Here is a 22,339-nt window from a genome sequence, read left to right on the forward strand (position 1 = left end):
ATTCCAGATGGTGCTGCGACACGAGCGCGTGTGCTGGGAAGGGTGGTCAGATGAGCAGGTGGCTCGAGGGCCTCTCCCTGCGTGACCAATGGGGAAATTTTCTTGCATTTTTCCAACATGCCTCCGCATCAGTCAGTGCCCGTCGATCGCCACCAATCATTCATCCTCCGCTGAACCTGAGAAATCATGGCCGACCTGTTTGACAATCCAATGCAACTGATGGGCTTCGAATTCGTTGAATTCGCCTCGCCCGTACCCAATGTCCTCGAACCGCTGTTCGAGCAAATGGGCTTCACACTGGTGGCTCGCCACCGTTCGAAAGACGTGCTGCTTTACCGCCAGGGCGAAATCAACTTCATCGTGAATAGGGAGCGCAATAGTCAGGCCGCTTACTTTGCCGCCGAACATGGCCCGAGTGCGTGCGGCATGGCATTTCGCGTGAAGGATTCGCACAAGGCCTACGCCCGCGCGCTCTCGCTGGGCGCTCAGCCGATCGAAATCGCAACCGGTCCGATGGAGTTGCGATTGCCGGCAATCAAAGGCATTGGCGGCGCGCCGCTTTATCTGATCGACCGCTTCGAAGACGGCAAGTCGATCTACGACATCGATTTCGAATTCATCGAAGGTGTCGAGCGCCGGCCGGCCGGTCATGGCTTGCGCCTCGTCGATCATCTGACGCACAACGTTTATCGCGGCCGCATGACCTATTGGGCCAACTTCTACGAGACGCTGTTCAACTTCCGGGAGCTACGCTACTTCGACATCGAGGGCGAATACACGGGGCTTACGTCGAAGGCGATGACGGCGCCGGACGGCAAGATCCGCATTCCATTGAACGAGGAATCCGGCAAGGGGAGCGGCCAGATCGAAGAATTTCTCATGGCCTTCAACGGCGAGGGCATTCAACACATCGCCTTTCTGACCGACGATCTGATCGCGGTGATCGACAACCTGCAGATGGCTGGCGTGCCGCTGATGACCGGGCCGAACAGCTACTACTACGATGCGCTCGAAACCCGCCTGCCAGGCCACGGTCAACCGGTTGGCGAATTGCAGTCGCGCGGCATTCTTCTCGATGGAACGACTGCGGATGGATCGCCGCGCCTGTTGCTACAGATTTTTTCCAAACCGCTGCTTGGCCCCGTCTTTTTCGAATTCATCCAGCGAAAGGGCGATGAAGGTTTCGGGGAAGGCAATTTCAAGGCACTTTTCGAGTCGCTCGAACGCGATCAGATCGAGCGGGGCACGCTGAAAGTTTGACGCGCATGCAACCCGTTCATCGCCGCTTGAACCATACCTATCCCAGCAAGAAACGGCACCGGCGTCGCAAGCGTCGGCTGTGAGGCCTCGGCATATTTCGCCTGCTCTGACCCGAGCAGGCGAAAAAAGCGAGGCGTGGCGTCCAGAACCAACCGCAGGACACAGGAGACAACATCGTGGCACACCAGGAACAGGGCACGCTAAAGCGCGGCCTGAAGAATCGTCACATTCAGTTGATCGCGCTAGGAGGCGCAATCGGCACGGGCCTGTTTCTCGGCATCGCGCAGACCATCAAGACGGCTGGGCCGTCCGTGTTGCTCGGGTACGCGGTCGCGGGCATCGTCGCTTTCTTCATCATGCGGCAACTCGGCGAAATGGTCGTTGACGAACCCGTCGCAGGTTCTTTCAGTTACTTCGCAGGCAAATACTGCGGGCAATTCTCTGGCTTTGTTTCCGGGTGGAATTACTGGGTGCTGTACGTGCTCGTGTCCATGGCGGAACTGTCGGCCGTTGGCATCTACATGCAGTACTGGTGGCCAGGACTGCCAACGTGGGTCTCCGCGCTCGTATGCTTCGGCGTGATCAACGCGATCAACCTCACGAGCGTGAAGTCGTACGGCGAACTCGAATTCTGGTTCTCGATCGTCAAGGTCGCGGCGATCGTTGGCATGATCGGCTTCGGCGGCTATCTGCTGATTTCGGGCCATGCGGGTCCTGAGGCGGGCGTGGCCAATCTGTGGCGCCACGGCGGCTTCTTCCCGAACGGCGTGTCGGGTCTCGTGATGGCGATGGCCGTCATCATGTTCTCGTTCGGTGGACTGGAACTCGTCGGCATTACGGCCGCCGAGGCCGAAGATCCTTCGCACACGATCCCGCGCGCGACCAACCAGGTGATCTACCGGATCCTGATTTTCTACGTCGGCGCACTCGGCGTGCTGCTGTCGCTGTATCCGTGGGAAAAAGTCGTCGCGGGCGGTAGTCCGTTCGTGCTGATCTTCCACGCGATGAATAGCAACTTCGTCGCCAACGTGCTCAATGCGGTGGTGCTCACCGCCGCGCTGTCGGTGTACAACAGCGGTGTCTATTGCAACAGCCGCATGCTTTACGGCCTCGCAGGCCAGGGCAATGCGCCGCGCGCTCTGCTGAAGGTCAACGCGCGCGGGATTCCGCTCGTCGCGCTGGGTGTGTCCGCCGTGGCGACGGCCGCCTGCGTGGTAATCAACTATCTGATGCCGGGCAAGGCATTCGAGCTGCTGATGGGGCTCGTCGTCTCGGCGCTGATCATCAACTGGGCAATGATCAGCATCATTCATTTGCGTTTCCGCGCTGCGAAAGCGCGCGCCGGTGAGACGACCCTATTCCGCAGCCTCGGTTATCCGCTTACCAACTATCTTTGCCTGATCTTCCTTGCCGGCATTCTGGTCGTGATGTGGCTGATACCGGATCTGCGCATGTCGGTCTACCTGATCCCCGTTTGGCTCGTTGCGCTGGGCGTCGGCTACCGCTTGCGCAACAGGCGGGCGGGCGCCTCGGTTGCCGTTGGCGTGCCGACGCGCTAGGCACGGCGCTTTTGCAATCTTTTGGCCTGATTCAAGGAACTAGCATGTTCGAACATATCGATGCCTATGCGGGCGACCCGATCCTCACTTTGAACGAAAACTTCGCGAAGGATTCGCGCGACCACAAGGTCAATCTGAGCATCGGCATTTACTACGACGATCAAGGCCGTTTGCCGGTGATGCAAGCGGTACGCGAGGCCGAAGGACAACTGCTCGCCGAGCTCGGTCCCAAGCCGTACCTGCCGATGGCGGGCTTCGCCCACTACCGCGATGCCGTGCAATCGCTGGTGTTCGGCGACGACTCGGCGGCGCGTACCGAGGGGCGCATCGCGACCGTGCAGACCTTGGGCGGCTCGGGTGCGCTGAAGGTCGGTGCGGATTTCATCAAGCGCTACTTTGCGGGCTCGCGGGTATGGATCAGCGATCCGACGTGGGAAAACCACCGCTTCATCTTCGAGCGCGCCGGATTCGAAGTCAACGCGTACCCATACTACGACGAGTCGAGCGGCGGTCTGAAGTTCGAAGAGATGCTATCGGCCATCGACGCTCTGCCGGCGCGCAGCGTCGTCCTGCTGCACGCGTGCTGTCACAACCCGACGGGTGTCGATCTGAACGACGCGCAATGGGTGCAACTGATCGAGGTCATTGGAAAGCGGAACCTGCTGCCATTTATCGACATGGCGTACCAAGGCTTCGGCGCTGGTATCGACGCCGACGCATTCGCGATTCGTGAACTGGTGCGCCAGAACGTGCCGGCGTTGGTGGCCAATTCGTTCTCGAAGAACTTCTCGCTGTATGGCGAGCGGTGTGGCGGACTGTCGGTGATTTGTGAGTCACCGGATATTGCCGCGCGCGTATTGGGTCAATTGACGAGCGCTGTGCGCGCCAACTACAGCAATCCGCCGACGCATGGCGCGAAGATCGTAGCGCGCGTGCTGACCACACCGGCGCTGCGGCAATCGTGGCAACAGGAGCTTGCCTCGATGTGCCGGCGCATCATGCGCATGCGCGCGGAGATCCATGAATGCCTGCGCGGCAAGGTGCCGGACACGATGCTCGCGCGCTACCTCGAGCAGCGCGGCATGTTCACGTACACGGGGCTCTCGGCGGAGCAGGTCGACACGCTGCGCGAACGGCACGGCGTCTACCTGATCCGGTCCGGGCGCATGTGCGTCGCCGCGCTCAATGACAACAACGTTGCGACGGCGGCGCAGGCCATCGCTAAGGTCATCTCGCGCGCAGGCGATTGACAGCACCGCAGGCTGAGCGCGCCAGCCTGCTACGCGATGTCGTTAAATGCGCCGTCCGTCCATGTCAGTTTCGTCGCGCGCTCGCGTTGCCGCTGTGCTTGAGCGTCGGATCGATCAACGAAGCCTTGACGTCCACCGAAGACGCTTGCCCGAGCTTCGCGTAGCCGCCCTTGAGCCATACGTCGGCGACTTCACGGCCACGCTCGAACAGCGTGCTGAGCAATGACCAGGACGTGCTGCTCTTCGACACGAATCCGAACTTCGCCAAAAATTCGTCGTCGCGAATCAGGTGAAACCTGACGGGCTTGTAGCGGCTCTTGCTCGCCGCTTCCTCGCCGACCGAATCGAGCACGTGGTTGACCGCTTCGATCGCGTTGATCTCCAGCACCACGGACGCGTTGAAACCGATTTCATTGAGCCGTTCGAGAATGCCGCGCGCATCTTTGGGCGGCATATCGTGGCGCACGAACGGATTCGCGAGCACGAGAATCAGGTCCTGGGCATGCTCGATCAACGGCGCCAAAGGCGGGTTGCCCAGATAACCACCATCCCAGTACGGTATGCCGTCCACGCTGACGGTGCGAAACTCGTTCGGCAGGCATGCGGAAGCGCGCAATACGTCAATCGAAATAGCGGGGCGGGTGAAGATTGCGCGTTGGTTGGTTCGTACGTCGGTTGCGCAAATGAATAGTTGCGGGCCGTCGCGCGTCGTATTGAGCGCGGCGAGATCGTGCTCGGGGAGCGCGGAACGGATCACCGGCCCGAGCGGATCGCGGTAGAACGGATTGCCATAAGGCGAAGCGACGAGTCCGACGGCCTCCAGCATGATGGCGGCGGGATTCCAGTCGATATTCCAGCCGCCGAATGGGCCAGGTTCGGAAAAGCCGACGAGCGCGTTGCCCGCCAGCGCGCCGGCGCGCGATACCGCTTCCCAAAACGCGCGCAGCATGTCGCGTGCTTTCGTTGCCCCGCTGGTTGCGAGACCCGCCGCGCACAGCGTCGCATTGATGCCGCCCGCGCTCGCGCCGCTGATTGCCGCGATATCGAGTGGCATTGCCTGCGACGAGGCCTCCAGCAGACGGTCCAGCACACCCCACGTGAACGCGCCGTGCGAACCGCCGCCTTGCAGGGCAAACGCGACCTTGGGGCCCTTGTGCCGCGTCGAGTTCCGAGGTTCCTCCATCGTCACGGCTCCTTCGCGTCTTGATCGCGTTCGGGCAATCTTACCCGTAAGTGTCACGCGTTTGGTCTAGCCTCGCCAGACGCGGCTGCGGGTTTGTCTCGGTTAAACCGCCGCCCGGCAGCAGGTACAGTGTCAGACGATTTGCGGCGGGCCGGGGTCCAACTTCGGCCGATCGATACTATTAATAGTCGCAAGCGACATATCCGATAAAAAACGGGCCATGAGAGAGAAGTTGAATGACATAAGCCAGCGTGCCAGGGCGGCATCGCGGGCTCACCGCGCTTGTCCGGGGGCGCCTCGATGAAACGGGATTTCGACCAGAATTCCCGAGGCGCGATCACGCTAAATGGGCTGGCGCGCAGGCTGGGGCGTACCCGTGAGCAGCTGATGCAGCGCTGGATCGCCGAGACTTCGGAGCAGGGCGCGCACCCCGGTGCGGACAGCGGGCAGGGACTGACTGCCTGTTTCGCCTACATGCTGGCCGAGGTATGCGCTTCCTTGCTGGTCGCCGACAGCGACGCGTCTTTAACCGATCACGTAGGTATCGCGCAGCCCGGCAGGTTCTGGCCGGACGACTGGCGGGTCACGGATCTGTTTCGCAACATGGATCTGATGCAGCGCTTTCTGAAGCACGAGATCCGCGCGTATTTCGGTCCCGTCGCCGCTTCCGTCGACGTTCACATGCGGGCGCACGACATTGTCGAGCGCACCTTTCGCGCGATGATCGAAAACGCGATCGAGGCCTACATGCAACGTCAGGAGGCCGAGGTGGCGGCGGCACAGGACAGCCTGCGCACGGCGCTGACCGCGCTGAAGCTCACGGAGGAGCGGCTGCGTGTCGCGACGAGCGCGGCCGGCATCGGCATCTTCGAGTGGTGTGGCGCGTCGCGACAAGGCGTGTGGGAAAACCGCCGGATGTACGAAATCACCGGGCAGCCCGAGGACAGGGGCCCGTTGACGGAAACCGAGTTCATGACGTCGGTCGTTCATCCGGACGATGTCGAACTGCTGCGACGCCATTTCCAGGCCCGGCGGGTCTCCGGCGAGCCGGTGCATGTCGCGTTCCGGCTGCACCGCATAAGCGACCGTGCGCTGAGGACCGTCGAAATGTTCGGGTATCTGCGACCGCCCATTCATCAGGACGATTACACGTTCATCGGCAGCTTGTGCGACGTGACGGAGCGGGCCGACGCGGAGGCGAAACTGCGCGACGCCGATCGCCGCAAGGACATCTTTCTGGCCACGCTCGCGCACGAGCTGCGCAATCCGTTGGCGCCCGTGCGCAACGCCGCGCATCTGCTGGGTCACAGCGCGGGAGCCGATCCCGCCAAACGCGAGTGGCTGCGCAATGTGATCGAACGCCAGACCGGTCACCTGTCGCATCTGATCGACGACCTGCTCGATGTATCGAGAATCACCACCGGCAAGATCGAGTTGAAGCGCGAGGTCTTCGATATCAGGCTGGCACTCGACCACGCTCTCGAGATCACGATGCCGGCTGCGTCGCAGCGGCATCACGACATCGTGCGTCTGCCGCTGGAGCACCCGGTGTACGTGCACGGCGACCCGGCGCGGATCACCCAGACATTTTCGAATCTGCTCGATAACGCGATCAAATACACCGACGACGGTGGCAGGATCGTCGTGTGCGCGACGCTCGTCGGCCGGGAAGTATCCGTGACCGTGTCGGACACCGGCACGGGTATTTCGGACGACGCACTGCCTCACGTGTTCGATCTGTTCGTACAGGGTTCCTGCCACGGCGAGCCGTCGAGGGGCGGTCTTGGGATCGGGCTGTCGGTGTGCAAGACGCTGACCGAGATGCACGGCGGGACCATTGCCGCGAGGAGCGAAGGCAAGAACAGGGGCAGCGAATTCGAAATACGTCTACCCGTTTGCCAGGCCCGCCACCAGGACGCGAAGGACGGTGCCGAGGCCGGTCGACCGGCGTCCGACCCATTGCGTGTTCTGATCGTCGAAGATAACAGCGACGCCGCACTATCGCTCGCCATGATTCTCGACGCGCACGATGTGCGCACCGCGCACAGCGGCGAAGACGCGCTTCAGATAGCCGCTGCGTTCGAGCCGCAGATCGTGTTCCTCGATCTTGGGCTGCCGGGAATCAGCGGCTATGAGGTTGCGCGTCGGCTGAGGGATCATCAGGCGGCGGGCAAGCGCCTCGAAATCGTCGCCGTCTCGGGATACGGACAGCCTGAGGACGTGGCTCACTCGGCGCAGGCGGGGTGCGATACGCATCTAGTCAAACCCGTCGATATCGAAGAGCTGCTCGCGATCATCAGGCGGATGACCGGCGAAAATCCAGACCTCCGTCGCCAATCGAGCGGATAACCCACCGACCGTCACTCCGGCGGATGATCGCGAGGTATTCACGTAAACGCGAGCCGTGACCCGCCGTCAGTACCCGTTTCCAATCTGCGACAATAGCCGCGATTCTCGTCCACGCCGATCGTGAAATGGAACTCAGACAATTACGCTATTTCCTAAGCGTCGTCGAACACGGCAGCATGGGAAAGGCCGCGCTCGAACTCGGCGTCGTCACTTCCGCGCTGAGTCAGCAGATCAGCCGCCTCGAAGGCGAACTGTCGACGCGCCTGCTGCAGCGCACCTCCAGTGGTGTCGTGCCGACCGATGCCGGTCTCGCGTTCTGGCGTCAGGCGCAACTCGCGCTGCGTCATATCGACGACGCGGCGCTCGCCGCGCGCGCTGCCCGGCTCTCGGGCCACGTCAGCGTCGGCATGGCGCCCAGCACCGCCAGCGTGCTCGGGGTGCCGTTCATGCAGGCCATGCGCGCGCGCTATCCCGACGTGCGGCTGCGCATCGTCGAAAGCCTGTCCGGCTATCTCGCGTCGATGCTGAGCGCACGCCAGATCGATCTTGCCGTGCTGTTTCGCCCGGAGCCCGCGCAGCGCTGGAGCGTCGTGTCGCTGCTCGACGAGCGGCTGTTCGTGATCGGCCGGCACGAGCTCGAAGGCATGCCGTCGGGCGCGAGCGTGCGTCTCGGGCAACTCGGCAAGCTTCCCCTCGTTCTTCCGAGCGGCGCGCACGGCCTGCGCTCGCTGCTGTCCGCCGCGTTCAAGCGGGCCAAATATGAACCGAACATCGCGGCCGAAGTAGACGGCCTCGCGCTGCTGATGGACGTCGTGCGCTCAGGCATCGCCGCGACCATCCAGCCCGGCGCCGCACTCGCGCGGCCGGAGAACGCGGTACTGGCTAGCGTGCCCGTGTCCGAAAGCTTCGCCGTGCGGCCCAATATGATCGCGAGCATCTCCGACGACGAGCTTTCACCTGCGGGGCTCGCCGCGCGCGTGGTGCTCGCCGACGTCGCGCGCGAACTGGTGCGCGAAGGCCGCTGGCCCGGCGCGCGCCTGCGTCAGTCGGAGGGCTTCACAAAAACTGAAGGCCTGTTGACGGCCCGCTGATGGCGGAGGACGAGCGCGACCTTTAGAGTGCGTCCGAAAGGAGGCCCACAAGATGGTCGACGTACTCGTAATCGGAGGAGGCAATGCGGCGCTCTGCGCGGCATTGATGGCGCGCGAAACCGGCGCGTCGGTTCTGCTTCTCGAATCGGCGCCGCGCGAATGGCGCGGCGGCAATTCCCAACACACCCGCAATTTGCGCTGCATGCACGACGCGCCGCAGGACGTGCTCGTCGATGCCTATCCGGAAGAAGAATTCTGGCAAGACCTGCTGAAGGTCACCGGCGGCATCACGAATGAGCATCTCGCGCGCCTGACGATTCGCGCGTCGTCGTCGTGCCGGCCCTGGATGCAAAAGCACGGCGTGCGCTTTCAGCCGCCGCTGTCGGGCGCGCTGCATGTGGCGCGCACCAACGCGTTTTTCATGGGTGGCGGCAAGGCGCTCGTGAATGCGTATTACCGCAGTGCCGAGGCGCTGGGCGTCGAGATTCGCTATGACACGCCGGTCGATTCGCTGGAACTGGACGGCGGCCGTTTCGTCGCGGCCAGGAGTGGCAGCCAGCGCTTCGAGGCGCGCGCCTGCGTGCTGGCGGCGGGCGGCTTCGAATCGAACCGCGAATGGCTGCGCGAGGCCTGGGGGCAAAACGAGCGCGGCGAGTGGCCCGCCGACAACTTCCTGATCCGCGGCACGCGTTTCAACAAGGGCGTGCTGATCCGCCACATGATGGATGCCGGCGCGGACATGATCGGCGATCCGTCGCAGTCGCACTGCGTGGCCATCGATGCGCGCGCGCCGCTCTATGACGGTGGCATCTGCACGCGCATCGACTGCGTGTCGCTGGGCGTGGTCGTCAATCGCGAGGCCGAGCGCTTCTACGACGAAGGCGAGGACTTCTGGCCGAAACGCTATGCGATCTGGGGACGCCTCGTTGCGCATCAGCCGGGACAGATCGGCTACTCGATCATCGATTCGAAGGCGATCGGCCGCTTCATGCCGCCGGTGTTTCCTGGCGTGAAGGCCGACACGCTGCCCGAACTCGCGCGCCAACTGAAGCTGCCGGAAGCACGCTTCGTGCAGACGCTGTCGCGTTACAACGAGTCATGCCGGGTCGGCACCTTCGATCACACCTCGCTCGACGACTGCCACACGGAAGGCGTCACACCGCCCAAGACGCACTGGGCCCGCCCCATCGACACGCCGCCGTTCTACGGCTACGCATTGCGTCCCGGCATCACGTTCACGTATCTCGGGCTGAAGACCAACGACCGCGCGCAGGTGCACTTCGGCGGCGAGGCGAGCGAGAACCTGTTCGTCGCGGGCGAGATGATGGCGGGCAACGTGCTCGGCAAGGGCTATACAGCGGGTGTCGGCATGTCGATCGGCACGGCGTTCGGGCGCATTGCCGGCACTCAGGCCGCGCGCGCCGCACTGCAGACTACGGAGGTTTCCTGTGCAGCAAACTGACACGCTCGCGTCCGAACGCACGCGCGCCGCGGCGTTCGAATCGAAGCAGGATATGCAACGCACGCGCGGCGGCTCGCGCGTGATTCCGATCGTGCCGCTGACCACAAGCGAAGGCGAAGTGGCGCGCCAGATGCAGATCTGCAACGCGTGCCGCTATTGCGAAGGCTTCTGCGCGGTGTTCCCGGCGATGACGCGGCGCCTCGAATTCGGCAAGGCCGACGTCAACTATCTGGCCAATCTGTGCCATAACTGCGGCGCCTGCTACCACGCATGCCAGTACGCGCCGCCGCACGAATTCGCGGTCAACGTGCCGAAGGCGATGGCGCAAGTGCGCCTCGAAACCTACACCGAATACGCGTGGCCCAAGGCGCTGGGCGGCTTGTACAAGCGCAATGGCGTGACGCTGTCGGTCGCGCTGGCGGCGGGGCTCGCGCTGTTTCTGCTGCTCGGCACCGCACTGCATGGCGGATTGAGCGGTAACGTCGCGCCCGCGAACTTCTACGCGATCTTCCCGCACAACCTGCTGGCGGCGATGTTCGGCGCGGTCTTCCTGTTCGCGATCGTGGCGCTCGGCATCGGCGTGACGCGCTTCTGGCGCGACGTGTCGCCGGGAACCGGGAACGCGAGCACGCCGGCCGTGGCGGAAGCGGCGAAAAACGCGCTGACGCTCAAGTATCTCGACGGCGGGCATGGCGACGGCTGCAACGAATCCAACGATGCCTTCACGCTCGCGCGGCGGCGCTTTCACCACTTCACGTTCTACGGGTTCATGCTGTGTTTCGCGGCAACGGTGGTGGCGACGCTCTATCACTACCTGCTCGGCGAGGAAGCGCCGTATCCGTTCTTCAGCGTGCCGGTATTGCTGGGAACGGCGGGCGGGATCGGCCTGATCGTCGGGCCCTTGGGGCTGCTGTGGCTCAACCTGAAGCGCCGTCCGGAGCAGGGCGATGCGCGTCAGCGTCCGATGGACCGTGCCTTCATCGCGCTGCTGTTGCTCACCAGCGCGTCGGGCCTCGGGCTGATGGCTTTGCGCGAAACGGCGGCGATGCCGTGGCTGCTGGCGGTGCATCTTGGCATCGTGATCGCCTTGTTCGCGACGCTTCCGTACGGCAAGTTCGCGCACGGCATTTTCCGCTCGGCGGCGCTGCTCAAATCGTCTATCGAAAAGCGCCAGCCCAATACCTTGGGTCTCGGCTCGGACTAGGCGCGACACGCGCCGCATATTGGCATAACAACAGGGGACATATTCATGAACGCTACCGAACCACTAGCCGGCACCCCGGTCGGGGCTCGCTCGTCCAAAGCCGCGGCCGTACTGCGCGTGACGAGCGGCAACTTCCTCGAGCAGTTCGACTTCTTTTTGTTCGGCTTCTACGCCACGTCGATCTCGAAGATTTTCTTTCCGGCGTCGAGCGAGTTCGCGTCGCTGATGCTGACCTTCGCCGTGTTCGGCGCGGGCTTTCTGATGCGTCCGTTGGGCGCGATCTTTCTCGGCGCCTATATCGACAAGGTGGGGCGGCGTACCGGCCTGATCGTCACGCTGTCGATCATGGCGAGCGGCACGATCCTGATCGCGTGCGTGCCAGGTTACGCGACCATCGGCCTGCTCGCGCCCGCGCTCGTTCTGCTCGGGCGGCTGTTGCAGGGCTTCTCGGCGGGCGCGGAGCTGGGCGGCGTGTCGGTGTATCTCGCGGAAATGGCCACGCCCGGCGCGAGGGGTTTCTACACGAGCTGGCAGTCGGCCAGCCAGCAGGTCGCGATCGTGATGGCGGCGGCGCTCGGCTACGGATTGAATCACTGGATGAGCGCGCAGCAGATCGGCGCGTGGGGCTGGCGCATTCCGTTCTTCATCGGCTGCGCGATCGTGCCGTTCCTGTTCATGCTGCGCCGCTCGCTGCAGGAAACCGCCGCGTTCGAGGCGCGCCGGCATCATCCGCAGACGCGCGAAATCTTCGCGATGCTGCTCAGCAACTGGCGCACGGTGATCGCGGGCATGCTGCTCACCGCGATGACGACGACCACGTTCTATCTGATCACCGTCTACACGCCAACCTTCGGCAAATCCGTTCTCAAACTGTCGACATCGGATAGCCTGATGGTGACGTTGCTGGTGGGCGTGTCGAACTTCATCTGGCTGCCGATCGGCGGCGCGCTGTCTGACCGGATCGGCCGCAAGCCGATTCTGCTCGCCATTGCCGTGCTGGCGATCTTCACCGCGTATCCGGCGCTGTCGTGGCTCGCCGCGGCGCCGAGCTTCGGCCGCATGCTGAGCGTGCTGCTGTGGTTCTCGTTCTTCTTCGGCATGTATAACGGCGCGATGGTCGCCGCGCTCACCGAGGTCATGCCGGCGGAGGTGCGCGTCGCGGGTTTTTCGCTGGCGTTCAGTCTCGCGACGGCGCTGTTCGGCGGCTTCACGCCGGCCGTGTCGACCTTCCTGATCGAAACCACACACGACAAGGCCGCGCCCGGCTACTGGCTCAGTTTCGCCGCGCTGTGCGGGCTTGGCGCGACGCTTGGGCTCTATCGGCGGCGAGCGGAGCGGGCGGCTTCTACTGGTTCGTCGGCGTAAGGCTGTTAGCGCGTTGCCGTTGACGTGCTGAGCTGTATGGAGAGGGCGCCGCCACGGTTGGCGGCGCCCTCTCGCTCATTCCCGATACGACGGATCGATCCGATCCAGCTTGCGCAGCAGCGCCGGCCATTCCCATCTACTTAGCAGGTATCGACGCCGGGCCGTTCATCGTAACAAAGCGATTTTCGTCTGCTTTATCGCTTCATTCCATCTGCGCTGCGTCTGTCCTGGAACCTCACGGGTGCCTTCGTCAGCGAGACACCGAAGGAATGTCTTCACCTTTGTGTGAGGTGACGTACAAATGGCTATGTTGGCCCGCGCGTATGCTTGTAAAAAAAATGACATATAGCACTATGAGACCGAAAACGTCCTCGAATAGAGCTGCGCGACAGCTTCCTTGAGAAACGTAAATTTCGGTGAACAGAACAATTCGAGAATGCCTTGCGTGGAGGGTTCCAAATTCCCAATCAACCTTCCGAGGTTTCGATGACTGTCAGCGACCGGATGAACACTGGCATTTCGCTAGTGCGTCTATGGGGTGTGTGGCTGGTTGCGACCGTGGTTGCGTCGGTGCCATTCCTCGTCACGCTATATCCGCCTCTCGGGCAACACTTTTACAATATCGTCAGGGTCGATATCCTTTCTCATCCGGCTTCGTATGCGAGAAACTTTGTGGTTCATTGGGATGCCGTGCCTGACCTTGCCATGGACTTGACCCTCCCGTGGTTCACGAAGCTCATACCGGTAGAATGGGCCGCCTGGCTATTTACCCTCGCTGAACTCGGGCTATTGACCTCGGGCTGCCTGGTGTTGAGCCGTGTTGCCAATGGTCGCTGGTCATGGTTGCCGCTTGTCAGCTTCCTGCTCCTCTATAACTGGATACTCATCCGCGGCTACGATAACTTTCTGTTCGGTCTTGGCATTTCATTTTGGGCGATCGCTGCGCATGTGGCGTTGCGCAGAGCCACCCTCGCGCGGATCGTGGTCTCGTGCTGCAGTGCCCTTGTTATTTATTTTTGCCATCTGTTTCCACTCGCCGTTTTCGCTCTGGTCGTAGGCACGTGGGAACTTGGCTGTCTTCTTCGCGAGGGGAAGATCTCGAGTCAATCAATGGCTCGCCACGCGGCCGCGACCGTCGTTCCGTTGCTGCTTCCTCTTGCACTGTTGGTCCGCAGCACCACCGGTGGCCTCCACGGGTCAACTCACTTCGGCCTTATTCACGTACTTTCGAAGCTCGCTCTCTGCATCGATGTCTTCTCGGTGGGCAATCGTGCGGGCGATGTGGCGATCGTGGCGGGTTTGAGCCTGTTCGTGGCCATTGGTCTCGTTCTGAAATGGTGGACGTGCGAGCCAGAGTTCCGGATAACCGTGTTTTCACTTCCACTGGTAGTCCTACTCGCACCGTTTGACGCATTTGCTTCCTACGGTGTGATCGAGCGATGTGCGATCAGCTTCGCGTTTTTGCTGACTGCGTTGGTCGGCATACGGCCCTCGGTGGCTCCACGTTTTCAACGTATCGGCGCAGTCGCGCTCACGCTTATCTTTGTTTTCCGGATCGTGACTGTGACTGAAGACTGGCGTGGCGACAGGCCTGTCATTCAGGCTTACCGCAATACGTTCGCTTCGCTGAAGGCCGGTTCCGTATTGTTCCAGTACAAGCAGGACACCGCCGACCGGTCTCCATGGAAAGACCCCCACCGCTGGAATCCATATCTGGACAAGGTGGTGGCGCTCGCAACGGTGAATGGCGTTCTGGTGCCGGATTTGTATCTCAAACCGGGGCAGCAACCCGTGCTTTACCGGAGCGAGAACGTAGCATTGAGGGAGTTCCAGGACGACAGCTCCACCCGCAAACCGAATGTCTTGGCAAATGGAGAGATGTTGCGCGCCTGGTCGACTGAACTGCTGGATCGTTTCCCGGACCTTCAAAGCCGGTTCACGACGGTCTATCTTGCGGTGCTCGACCCGTACCGGCGTCTACCTGAGACGCTTGATGGTTGGCAACTGGTTGCGACTTTGCCGGAACATCGGCTCTATGAATTGCGCCCCCGCTGAGCTCGAATCTTGACGGGAGGCCACCACGACGCATGAGCGTTATACGGTCTCTACCAGGCATCATACGACGGGTTGCATCGGGCAGACTACCGTTGTTCCTTGATCTCTTCAGGTAGTAGGCCATCCTCATAAGTTTGCGATGAAATTGTGCAGTAGAAGTTGTCGGTGAAAGTAAGCGTCGTGAAATGTGGCACATCCAATGGACCATGCTGATTTCCGATGGGACCAGCTCGATATTCCTACAAGACAATGAACAGCATCGATTCATCTATCGAAACATATCTATCCAACATCCACTTCGAGAATCTCACGACCCAAACCATAGAGGTCATTGCAGACCTCTACACGTTCAAAGGGCTCGTACTCATACCGTTGCTGTGGTGGATGTGGTTTCAGCGTGGCGATCGCCGCGAATGGCGGCGGGAAATGGTGCTCGCAACGCTTCTCAGCGGCCTCCTGGCGCTCTTCGTCGGAAGGCTGCTGACTCACTGGTTACCGTTCCGAGTGCGTCCCGTCTTTAGCAGCGAGTTGCATCTGCGCTTCGCGGGTCGCGTCATCGGCGACGCACAGTTGTCGACATGGAGTTCCTTCCCAAGCGATCACGCAATGCTATGGATGGCGATCGCGACTGGCATCTTCCTCGTGTGGCGGGCCGTCGGTGTGCTGGTGCTTATCTATGCGGTGCTGGTCATTTGCGTGCCGCGCGCCTATCTCGGCTTTCACTATCCGTCCGACTTGCTGGTGGGCGCGCTCATCGGCGCCGGAATCACCTATCTAATGACGCGAGATGCGATTCGCGTACGCTACGCTACTCCGGCGCTGCGTTGGATGGAGCGTTACCCGGGACCGTCAGCATCGCTGGCGTTCATGCTGTGCCTCGAACTCGCCACGCAGTTCGACGAACTGCGCAAGTTGGCCGGCAGTGTGATCAGACACCTATGAATTAGGCGAGCAGCATCGAGTTGAAAGCGGTTACGACGCTGCGGAGTCACCGCCTGCAAGCGTTGCCAATCGCCACGTCCAGCCCAGAACAGCCGGATATCAGAACGCGGTGCGAAGGCCAACTCGTGCAATGGCTTGCGACGTCGTGCTAGACGATCCGTTGGAACCCATGATGCCGTTGATCGCAGCCTGCGAACCTGCGCTCGCCTTCTGATAAACGCCCTCCGCATAAACCATGCTCCGCTTGGAGAGCGAATAGTTCAGCGTTGCACCAAGCTGATGCGCGTGGTTGTTGTTGAGTTCCTCGTTACCTTTCAGGTACATATAGTTCCCGCCGAACGACCACGCGGGAGTGATCTGCCAACTGGCGCCGACTTGTGCGGCAAAGGCCGCGGCGCCGTTGAACGAGTTGCGCACGCTCGTGATGTTCGCGACCGTGTAGACGGGTCCGATTACATAGTGAGCGCCGAAACCCCAGTTCGTGATTGGAATCTGCGGCGAGCCGTTGCTGGAGCCGGGATATTTCGCTTTCGTGTAGGCGGCCCCGACTCCGAACGGACCGGCACCGTAATTCAACCCGAAGCTCACGGTTGAATTCGACCCGAACGAACCAGCTACTCCGCCGAGCGAATACATTGCCCCAGCGGACAAGCCCGCAAACACCGGTGATTGATACTTGATCGAATTGGCCGCCGGGATGCCGCTCATGCGGCTCCAGTCGAACCAGCCGGTCGGGTTTTGCGGAATGTTCAGTTTCTGGAACGGGCCGGCCGCGAAGTTGTACAAGCCGCCAGTGAACACGGCAGGAGCATTGCCCGCCTCGGTCAGCGACGTCGTCATGAAATCGAAGACATTCCCGAAAGTCAGCTTGCCGAAGCTGGCACTATCCAGACCGACGTAAGCATTCCGCCCGAAGATGCCCGGCTGCACCGTCGCGCCCGTACCGAGCTGAAACTGGTTCTCCAACTTGAAAATGACCCTGTTTCCACCGCCGATATCTTCGGCGCCCTGCAAGCCGAACAGGTTCGGCGTATAGATGCCGTCGTCAAACTTCGTGACCGAATGCCCCCCCTGGTTCGTCACATAGGAGACGCCCCCGTCAATCAGGCCGTACAGCGTGACGTTGCTCTGGGCGAACGCGTATCCGACAGGGAGGAATCCAAAAAGAATTGCAATGGAATGTTTTTTCATTCCAGTCTCCAGATAATTTATTTGATCGATCTTTTGTGCAGCTTCAATGAGGCTGCTAGTCCGCGCGCTTCAAGCCTGGCGTGCCTGCTTCAAGTCGAGCGCGACATCGACGATCATGTCTTCCTGGCCGCCGACCATGCGGCGCTTGCCCAGCTCGACCAGAATGTCGACGGTCTTCAGACCGTACTTCTTCGCGGCCACTTCCGAATGACGCAGGAAGCTCGAATACACGCCCGCGTAGCCGAGCGCCAGCGTTTCGCGGTCCACGCGCACCGGCCGGTCCTGCAGCGGACGCACGATGTCGTCGGCGGCGTCCATCAGCGTGTAGAGGTCGGTGCCGTGATTCCAACCCATGCGCTCGGCTGCCGCGATGAACACTTCGAGCGGCGCGTTGCCCGCGCCCGCGCCCATGCCCGCGAGCGATGCATCGATGCGATCGCAGCCTTCTTCGACCGCGACGATCGAATTCGCCACGCCGAGCGACAGGTTGTGGTGCGCGTGCATGCCCGTCTGCGTTTCGGGTTTCAGCACGGTCTTCACCGCGCGGAAGCGGTCGCGCACATCGTTCATCGTCAGTGCGCCGCCCGAATCGACCACGTAAATGCAGGTCGCGCCGTAGCTCTCCATCTTCTTCGCTTCGATGGCGAGGTTCTCCGGCGTGGTCATGTGGCTCATCATCAGGAAGCCGACGGTGTCCATGCCGAGTTCGCGCGCGTATTCGATGTGCTGCTTCGAGATGTCCGCTTCCGTGCAGTGGGTCGCCACGCGCACCACGCGCGCGCCCGCGTTGTACGCAGCCTTCAGGTCGTGGATCGTGCCGATGCCGGGCAGCAGCAGCGTCGCGATCTGCGAGTGCTCGACGACATCCGCGACCGCTTCGATCCATTCCAGGTCGCTATGCGCGCCGAAGCCGTAGTTGAAGCTCGAACCTTGCAGGCCGTCGCCGTGCGCGACTTCAATCGAATCCACTTTCGCGCGGTCCAATGCGCGCGCGATGTCCTGCACGTTCTGGATCGAGTACTGGTGACGAATCGCGTGGCTGCCATCGCGCAGCGTCACGTCGGAGATATACAGTTTCTTGTCCATGCGAAAAGTCTCCTTAAGCCTCTGATGCCTGCACGAGCGCCTGCGCCATGCGCTCGGCGGTCGCGAGCGCGGCCGAAGTCATGATGTCGAGATTGCCGGCATAGGCGGGAAGGTAGTGCGCGGCGCCTTCGACCTCGATGAAGACCGACGTCTTCAGGCCGCTGAACTTGCCGAGGCCCGGAATATTGAGCGGCGCGTTCGCGGGGATTACATCGAACTGCACCTTCTGCTTCAGGCGATAGCCGGGCACGTACGCTTGAACCGCGGCGGCCATCTGCTCGATCGAAGCCTCGACCTTCGCGCGATCTGCGAGGTCCGACAGCGTATAGACGGTGTCGCGCATCATCACCGGCGGCTCGGCCGGATTGAGCACGATGATCGCCTTGCCTTTCGCCGCGCCGCCGACCGCTTCGATCGCCTTCGACGTGGTCTCGGTGAATTCATCGATATTCGCGCGCGTGCCGGGACCGGCCGACTTGCTGCTGATCGACGCGACGATTTCCGCGTAATGCACCTTCGCCACGCGCGACACGGCCGCGACCATCGGAATGGTCGCTTGTCCGCCGCAGGTCACCATGTTCACGTTGGGCGCGCCGAGATGCGCGTCGAGATTGACGACCGGTACGCAGTACGGCCCGATCGCGGCCGGCGTCAGATCGATCACGCGAATCGAAGGCTTCAGCTTTCGCAACAGCGCATCGTTCTTCACGTGCGCGCCGGCCGAGGTCGCGTCGAACACGAAGTCGATGTCATTGAACACGGGCAGACGCGTCAGACCTTCGACGCCTTCATGCGTGGTCGCGACGCCAAGCCGCGCGGCGCGCGCGAGGCCGTCGGAGTTCGGATCGATGCCGACCATCGCCGCGACTTCGAGATGCTTGCCGTGACGCATGATCTTGATCATCAGATCGGTGCCGATGTTGCCCGAGCCGATGATCGCGGCCTTCAGTTTTTCGGAAGCCATATAAAGTCCTGATTCAAGCGATAAACGTGGCACGCACGCTGCCGAGGCCTTCGATCTGCGCGCAGTAAGTGCCCGGCTCCTTGACGGCGACCATCGGGCCGAGCGCGCCGGTCAGCACGACGTCGCCGGCGCGCAGCGGCGTGCCGAGCTGGACCATGCGATCCGCGAGCCACACGGCGGCGTTCAGCGGATTGCCGAGACACGCCGTGCCGCTGCCGCGCGAGAGCACTTCGCCGTCGCGCGACAGCGTCATCGCGCACGCGGCGAGGTCGATCCGCGACAGCGGCACCGGCCGGCTGCCGAGCACGAACAGCGCGCTCGACGCGTTGTCCGCGACCGTATCGACGAAGCGGATGTCCCAGTTTTCGATGCGGCTGTCGACAACCTCGATCGCGGCCAATGCGTACGCACTGGCGCGCAGGATGTCGACGAACGTGTGCTTGTCGTGCGTGAGGTCGTGTTCGAGCACCAGCGCGATTTCGGCTTCGACCTTCGGCTGGATCAGTTTCGACATCGGCATCGGTTCGCTGTCGCCGTAGGCCATGCCGGCGAACAGCGCGCCGAAGTCGGGCTGATCGACGCCAAGCTGCTTCTGCACGGCAACGGACGTCAGACCGATCTTGCGGCCGACGATGCGCTCGCCGTTCGCGACGCGCAGATCGACGTTCGCCTGCTGCACTGCGTAGGCGCTGGCGACGTCGGCGAGCGGGATGCCGCCCGCAGCGATGTCGCCGCGTACGGGCGAGATGGTCTGGCGCATCGCTTCAGCATTGCGCAAGCGCGAGGCCAGCGCGTTGACGACGTTGGCGTCATGCATGTTCATGTTTCTCCCTGGTTTGAGACGTGTCAGGCAGGTACCGCAAGGCCGCTGACGTCGGCGGAGGCGACGAAGCGATCGGGGCGCAGTGCGACTGCGCGCGCACCGTACTTGCGCAACCATGGGCGCAGTACGCCGTCGAGGTCGACGAATTCGTCGCAGCCCTTGGTGTGCTGATCCTGTTGGCGCAGCGCGATGTAGCGGGCGCCGAGCTGGTCCCACGCCGCTTTTTCATCGGGCGTGAGCAGCGTGGCGGGATCGACGTCGTCGCCGAGCAGCACGAAGCCGTCGCCGAGCAGGTCGTCCAGCCGTGCCATCACCCCGCGGTTATCGCCCACGACGGGTTGCGGGACCATGCGGCCCACGATGCTGTCGTGAGCCAGCGGACCGCGCAGCCAGCCGGCTTCCAGCACCGGCGGCGCGATGAGCGGCTGCTCCGGCGCGTCGGGCGGAGGCGGTGCATTGAGCGCGGCCTGTTCTTCTTCGGAGAGTTCCTGTTTGATGATGCGGCCGAGTTGCACGGCAAGGCCGGTGTAGAACGCCGCATTGGGCCGACGTTCCGCTTCATAGGTGTCGAGGAACTGCTCGGGCAGCGTGCCCTTGAGCACGCCTGCGAGCTTCCAGCCCAGATCGAACGCGTCGCGCATGCCGGTTTGCATGCCCGCGCCTGCCCAGGGCGGCATCAGATGCGCCGCGTCGCCCGCGAGAAACACGCGCCCGACACGCCACTTGTCGGCCATCCGCGTATGGTGGCGATAGAACGCATACTGGTGGATTTCGACGTCGTCCTCGGTGACGCCGAGTGCTTTAAGCAGCGGCCAGACGTCCTCGTTCGTCGCGAAGTCGGCTTCCGACTCGGTAGGCTTCAGCGGCAGTTCCCAGCGGTGGTTGCCGCCAGACAGCGCGATGTCCACCACCGGCCGTTCCTTGTCGGACCAGAACGTCAGCAGGTTGCGGTCCGGCCACCAGCGCTTGACGCGGCAGTCGATCACGATCCACTGCACGTCGAGCGTATCGCCCAGCAGCTTGACGCCGAGCTTGCCGCGCGTGGCACTGCTGCCGCCATCGCAGCCGATCACGTAGCGCACGCGGGTCTGTTTCGTTTCGCCAGTCGCGAGGTCCCTTGCGGTCACCGTGACGCCGGTTTCATCCTGCTCCAGCGACACGACTTCGAAGCCGTAGCGCACGTCGATGTAATCGGCGTGCTTCGCCGCGCATTCGCGCAGTGTGGACTCCATCGTCGGTTGATAGATGTTGAAAAAGCGCGGCTTGATGCCGAGTGTCGAAGGCGGGTGCTCGATGCGCAAAATCTCGGTGCCGTCATAGCGCATCCAGCGTAGCGCGCGTTGCGGATCGATCTGCTTCAGCACCGGTTCGTCGACGCCGAGGTTCTGGAAGATGCGCATCGTCCAGTCGTTGACGGTGACTGCGCGCGCACGCTGGTAAATGTCTTTGTGTTGCTCGAACGCGATGGTGGAAATGCCGTGTTTCGCGAGGGTCAGCGCGGCGATCACGCCGGTCGGCCCATAGCCGACGATGGCAACCTCGGCGTCGTACTCATTGGTCATATCTTGTCTCCACTAGATATTCTGGATGTTCAACGTGGCAGCGGGATGCGCGTATTCGCAGCGCAAGGGCCAGCGCGATGACGGCGACCGCCGCCGTCGCCCGTTTTTTAGTTATTCAGGAAGTCAATGACGAGGCGGTTGAACTCGTCGGCGTGTTCCCACTGAGCCCAGTGGCCGCACTGCGGCAGGATATGGAGTCGCGCATCCTGCAAGGTATTGATCATGCGCAGGCCGTGATCGAGAGGCACGAAGCGGTCGTCGCGGCCCCACGTGATCAGCGTCTTGTGAGCGATTTGCGGAAAGCGTGCGGACAGGTCCCATGTGGTCACGGGGCAAAGCTTCGAACTCGCGATGAAGTTCTTCAGGTGGTTCAGGTTCGACTCGATGTTGCTCCAGCGTCCGCGACGCAACTCCTCGGTGATTGCGCCAGGCCAGTACACGAACACTTCGAGCATGGCCTCGAAGTTCTCATAGGTGGGTTCTGCATACAGCTTGAACATGCGTTTGATGCCTTCGCCCGGCTGAGGCTGGAGGATGCTGGGACCCTGAGCGCCAGGTCCCATCAACACCATGCGATCGAGGCGTTCCGGATACTCCAGCGCGAAGCTCAATGCCGATGCTCCGCCCATCGAGTTGCCGACCAGATGCACGTTGGCGATGCCAAGCGCATCGAGCACCCCTTTGGTCGCGCGCGCGTTCAGCAGGTTGCGGGGCACGTCGCTGACGATCTCGCCTGATTTGTTGAAGCCGGGGCTGTCGATGAGCAGCACTCGAAATCCCGCGTTCACAAGCGCGTCGACATTGCGGTAGTAGTTGCTCCAGCCGCTTGCGCCGGGCCCGCCGCCGTGCAGCATGGCGACGGCCGGGCCGTGGCCGGCGTCGTTGAAATGGATGGTGAAGTTCTCGAGACCAGGTTCGTTGATCGTCACGAACTTGCTGGTGCTGGCTTCGGTCAAGGTCATACTGTGGCTCCAGGAATATGGTCTTGCAGTC

The 22,339-nt window shown here is 62.3% G+C and carries 17 protein-coding genes; 10 read left to right on the plus strand and 7 right to left on the minus strand.

The annotated features are described in order from the left end of the window. Positions 1–186: 186 nt before the first annotated feature. The 3 genes from hppD to AB3X95_RS36935 all read left to right on the plus strand — a co-directional run bounded on the left by hppD (position 187) and on the right by AB3X95_RS36935 (position 4,069). Positions 187–1,260, plus strand: a complete 1,074-nt coding sequence (hppD, locus tag AB3X95_RS36925; protein ID WP_368592888.1) for a 4-hydroxyphenylpyruvate dioxygenase — start codon at positions 187–189, stop codon at positions 1,258–1,260. Between the two features lie 173 nt (positions 1,261–1,433). Continuing rightward, positions 1,434–2,819, plus strand: coding sequence for an amino acid permease (locus tag AB3X95_RS36930; RefSeq protein WP_368623852.1), 1,386 nt, complete (start codon positions 1,434–1,436; stop codon positions 2,817–2,819). 44 nt (positions 2,820–2,863) lie between these two features. Continuing rightward, positions 2,864–4,069, plus strand: a complete 1,206-nt coding sequence (locus tag AB3X95_RS36935; RefSeq protein WP_368623834.1) for an amino acid aminotransferase — start codon at positions 2,864–2,866, stop codon at positions 4,067–4,069. A gap of 64 nt (positions 4,070–4,133) precedes the next feature. Here AB3X95_RS36935 and AB3X95_RS36940 read toward each other — a convergent pair whose 3' ends face one another. Then, positions 4,134–5,252, minus strand: a complete 1,119-nt coding sequence (locus AB3X95_RS36940) for a patatin-like phospholipase family protein (protein ID WP_368623836.1) — start codon at positions 5,250–5,252, stop codon at positions 4,134–4,136. Positions 5,253–5,552: 300 nt separating this feature from the next. On the opposite strand from AB3X95_RS36940, the gene AB3X95_RS36945 reads away from it, so the two are divergent. The 7 genes from AB3X95_RS36945 to AB3X95_RS36975 all read left to right on the plus strand — a co-directional run bounded on the left by AB3X95_RS36945 (position 5,553) and on the right by AB3X95_RS36975 (position 15,720). Next, a complete protein-coding gene (locus AB3X95_RS36945; protein ID WP_368623837.1) occupies positions 5,553–7,601 on the plus strand; it encodes an ATP-binding protein in 2,049 nt (682 codons plus the stop codon). A gap of 125 nt (positions 7,602–7,726) precedes the next feature. Further along, the gene (locus tag AB3X95_RS36950; RefSeq protein WP_176125534.1) at positions 7,727–8,692 is read left to right on the plus strand and encodes a LysR family transcriptional regulator; all 966 of its coding nucleotides are present in this window, start codon (positions 7,727–7,729) and stop codon (positions 8,690–8,692) included. A 52-nt stretch (positions 8,693–8,744) separates the two neighbouring features. Then, complete coding sequence (tcuA, locus tag AB3X95_RS36955; RefSeq protein WP_368623838.1) at positions 8,745–10,154, plus strand: FAD-dependent tricarballylate dehydrogenase TcuA; 1,410 nt, start codon at positions 8,745–8,747, stop codon at positions 10,152–10,154. Next, the gene (gene tcuB / locus AB3X95_RS36960) at positions 10,141–11,358 is read left to right on the plus strand and encodes a tricarballylate utilization 4Fe-4S protein TcuB (protein WP_311733512.1); all 1,218 of its coding nucleotides are present in this window, start codon (positions 10,141–10,143) and stop codon (positions 11,356–11,358) included. Before tcuA ends, tcuB begins: the two co-directional genes overlap by 14 nt. Before the next feature lie 45 nt (positions 11,359–11,403). Then, positions 11,404–12,723, plus strand: a complete 1,320-nt coding sequence (locus tag AB3X95_RS36965; RefSeq protein ID WP_176125537.1) for an MFS transporter — start codon at positions 11,404–11,406, stop codon at positions 12,721–12,723. A 486-nt stretch (positions 12,724–13,209) separates the two neighbouring features. After that, entirely contained in the window at positions 13,210–14,778 is a 1,569-nt protein-coding gene (locus AB3X95_RS36970; protein ID WP_368623839.1) for a hypothetical protein, read from the plus strand. A gap of 249 nt (positions 14,779–15,027) precedes the next feature. Further along, complete coding sequence (locus AB3X95_RS36975; protein WP_368623840.1) at positions 15,028–15,720, plus strand: phosphatase PAP2 family protein; 693 nt, start codon at positions 15,028–15,030, stop codon at positions 15,718–15,720. 99 nt (positions 15,721–15,819) lie between these two features. Here AB3X95_RS36975 and AB3X95_RS36980 read toward each other — a convergent pair whose 3' ends face one another. From AB3X95_RS36980 to bphD, 6 genes are all read right to left on the minus strand, one after another. After that, positions 15,820–16,911 (minus strand): porin, encoded by a 1,092-nt coding sequence (locus AB3X95_RS36980; RefSeq protein WP_368623841.1) that lies wholly within the window; start codon positions 16,909–16,911, stop codon positions 15,820–15,822. A gap of 69 nt (positions 16,912–16,980) precedes the next feature. Then, positions 16,981–17,997, minus strand: a complete 1,017-nt coding sequence (gene dmpG / locus AB3X95_RS36985; RefSeq protein WP_368623842.1) for a 4-hydroxy-2-oxovalerate aldolase — start codon at positions 17,995–17,997, stop codon at positions 16,981–16,983. A gap of 13 nt (positions 17,998–18,010) precedes the next feature. Beyond that, positions 18,011–18,961, minus strand: coding sequence for an acetaldehyde dehydrogenase (acetylating) (locus AB3X95_RS36990; protein ID WP_368623843.1), 951 nt, complete (start codon positions 18,959–18,961; stop codon positions 18,011–18,013). A gap of 13 nt (positions 18,962–18,974) precedes the next feature. Beyond that, positions 18,975–19,778 carry a fumarylacetoacetate hydrolase family protein gene (locus tag AB3X95_RS36995; RefSeq protein ID WP_368623853.1) on the minus strand — a complete coding sequence of 268 codons (804 nt, stop codon included), beginning with the start codon at positions 19,776–19,778 and terminating at the stop codon, positions 18,975–18,977. Positions 19,779–19,807: 29 nt separating this feature from the next. Then, positions 19,808–21,346, minus strand: coding sequence for a bifunctional 3-(3-hydroxy-phenyl)propionate/3-hydroxycinnamic acid hydroxylase (locus tag AB3X95_RS37000; RefSeq protein ID WP_368623844.1), 1,539 nt, complete (start codon positions 21,344–21,346; stop codon positions 19,808–19,810). A gap of 107 nt (positions 21,347–21,453) precedes the next feature. Beyond that, entirely contained in the window at positions 21,454–22,308 is an 855-nt protein-coding gene (gene bphD / locus AB3X95_RS37005) for a 2-hydroxy-6-oxo-6-phenylhexa-2,4-dienoate hydrolase (protein WP_368623845.1), read from the minus strand. Positions 22,309–22,339 lie beyond the last annotated feature (31 nt).

The organism is Paraburkholderia sp. BR13444 (genome assembly GCF_040948755.1).
In the GTDB taxonomy this organism is placed as follows: Bacteria; Pseudomonadota; Gammaproteobacteria; order Burkholderiales; family Burkholderiaceae; genus Paraburkholderia; species Paraburkholderia youngii.

What these genes read in the sequence shown, in the direction of transcription:
- AB3X95_RS36935 (WP_368623834.1), top strand. Translation starts at nt 2,864, where the DNA reads ATGTTCGAACATATCGATGCCTATGCGGGCGACCCGATCCTCACTTTG.
- AB3X95_RS36950 (WP_176125534.1), top strand. Translation starts at nt 7,727, where the DNA reads ATGGAACTCAGACAATTACGCTATTTCCTAAGCGTCGTCGAACACGGC.
- AB3X95_RS36940 (WP_368623836.1), bottom strand. Translation starts at nt 5,252, where the DNA reads ATGGAGGAACCTCGGAACTCGACGCGGCACAAGGGCCCCAAGGTCGCG.
- AB3X95_RS36965 (WP_176125537.1), top strand. Translation starts at nt 11,404, where the DNA reads ATGAACGCTACCGAACCACTAGCCGGCACCCCGGTCGGGGCTCGCTCG.
- AB3X95_RS36975 (WP_368623840.1), top strand. Translation starts at nt 15,028, where the DNA reads ATGAACAGCATCGATTCATCTATCGAAACATATCTATCCAACATCCAC.
- AB3X95_RS36995 (WP_368623853.1), bottom strand. Translation starts at nt 19,778, where the DNA reads ATGCATGACGCCAACGTCGTCAACGCGCTGGCCTCGCGCTTGCGCAAT.
- AB3X95_RS36970 (WP_368623839.1), top strand. Translation starts at nt 13,210, where the DNA reads ATGACTGTCAGCGACCGGATGAACACTGGCATTTCGCTAGTGCGTCTA.
- hppD (WP_368592888.1), top strand. Translation starts at nt 187, where the DNA reads ATGGCCGACCTGTTTGACAATCCAATGCAACTGATGGGCTTCGAATTC.
- dmpG (WP_368623842.1), bottom strand. Translation starts at nt 17,997, where the DNA reads ATGGACAAGAAACTGTATATCTCCGACGTGACGCTGCGCGATGGCAGC.
- AB3X95_RS37000 (WP_368623844.1), bottom strand. Translation starts at nt 21,346, where the DNA reads ATGACCAATGAGTACGACGCCGAGGTTGCCATCGTCGGCTATGGGCCG.
- AB3X95_RS36980 (WP_368623841.1), bottom strand. Translation starts at nt 16,911, where the DNA reads ATGAAAAAACATTCCATTGCAATTCTTTTTGGATTCCTCCCTGTCGGA.
- bphD (WP_368623845.1), bottom strand. Translation starts at nt 22,308, where the DNA reads ATGACCTTGACCGAAGCCAGCACCAGCAAGTTCGTGACGATCAACGAA.
- tcuA (WP_368623838.1), top strand. Translation starts at nt 8,745, where the DNA reads ATGGTCGACGTACTCGTAATCGGAGGAGGCAATGCGGCGCTCTGCGCG.
- AB3X95_RS36945 (WP_368623837.1), top strand. Translation starts at nt 5,553, where the DNA reads ATGAAACGGGATTTCGACCAGAATTCCCGAGGCGCGATCACGCTAAAT.
- AB3X95_RS36990 (WP_368623843.1), bottom strand. Translation starts at nt 18,961, where the DNA reads ATGGCTTCCGAAAAACTGAAGGCCGCGATCATCGGCTCGGGCAACATC.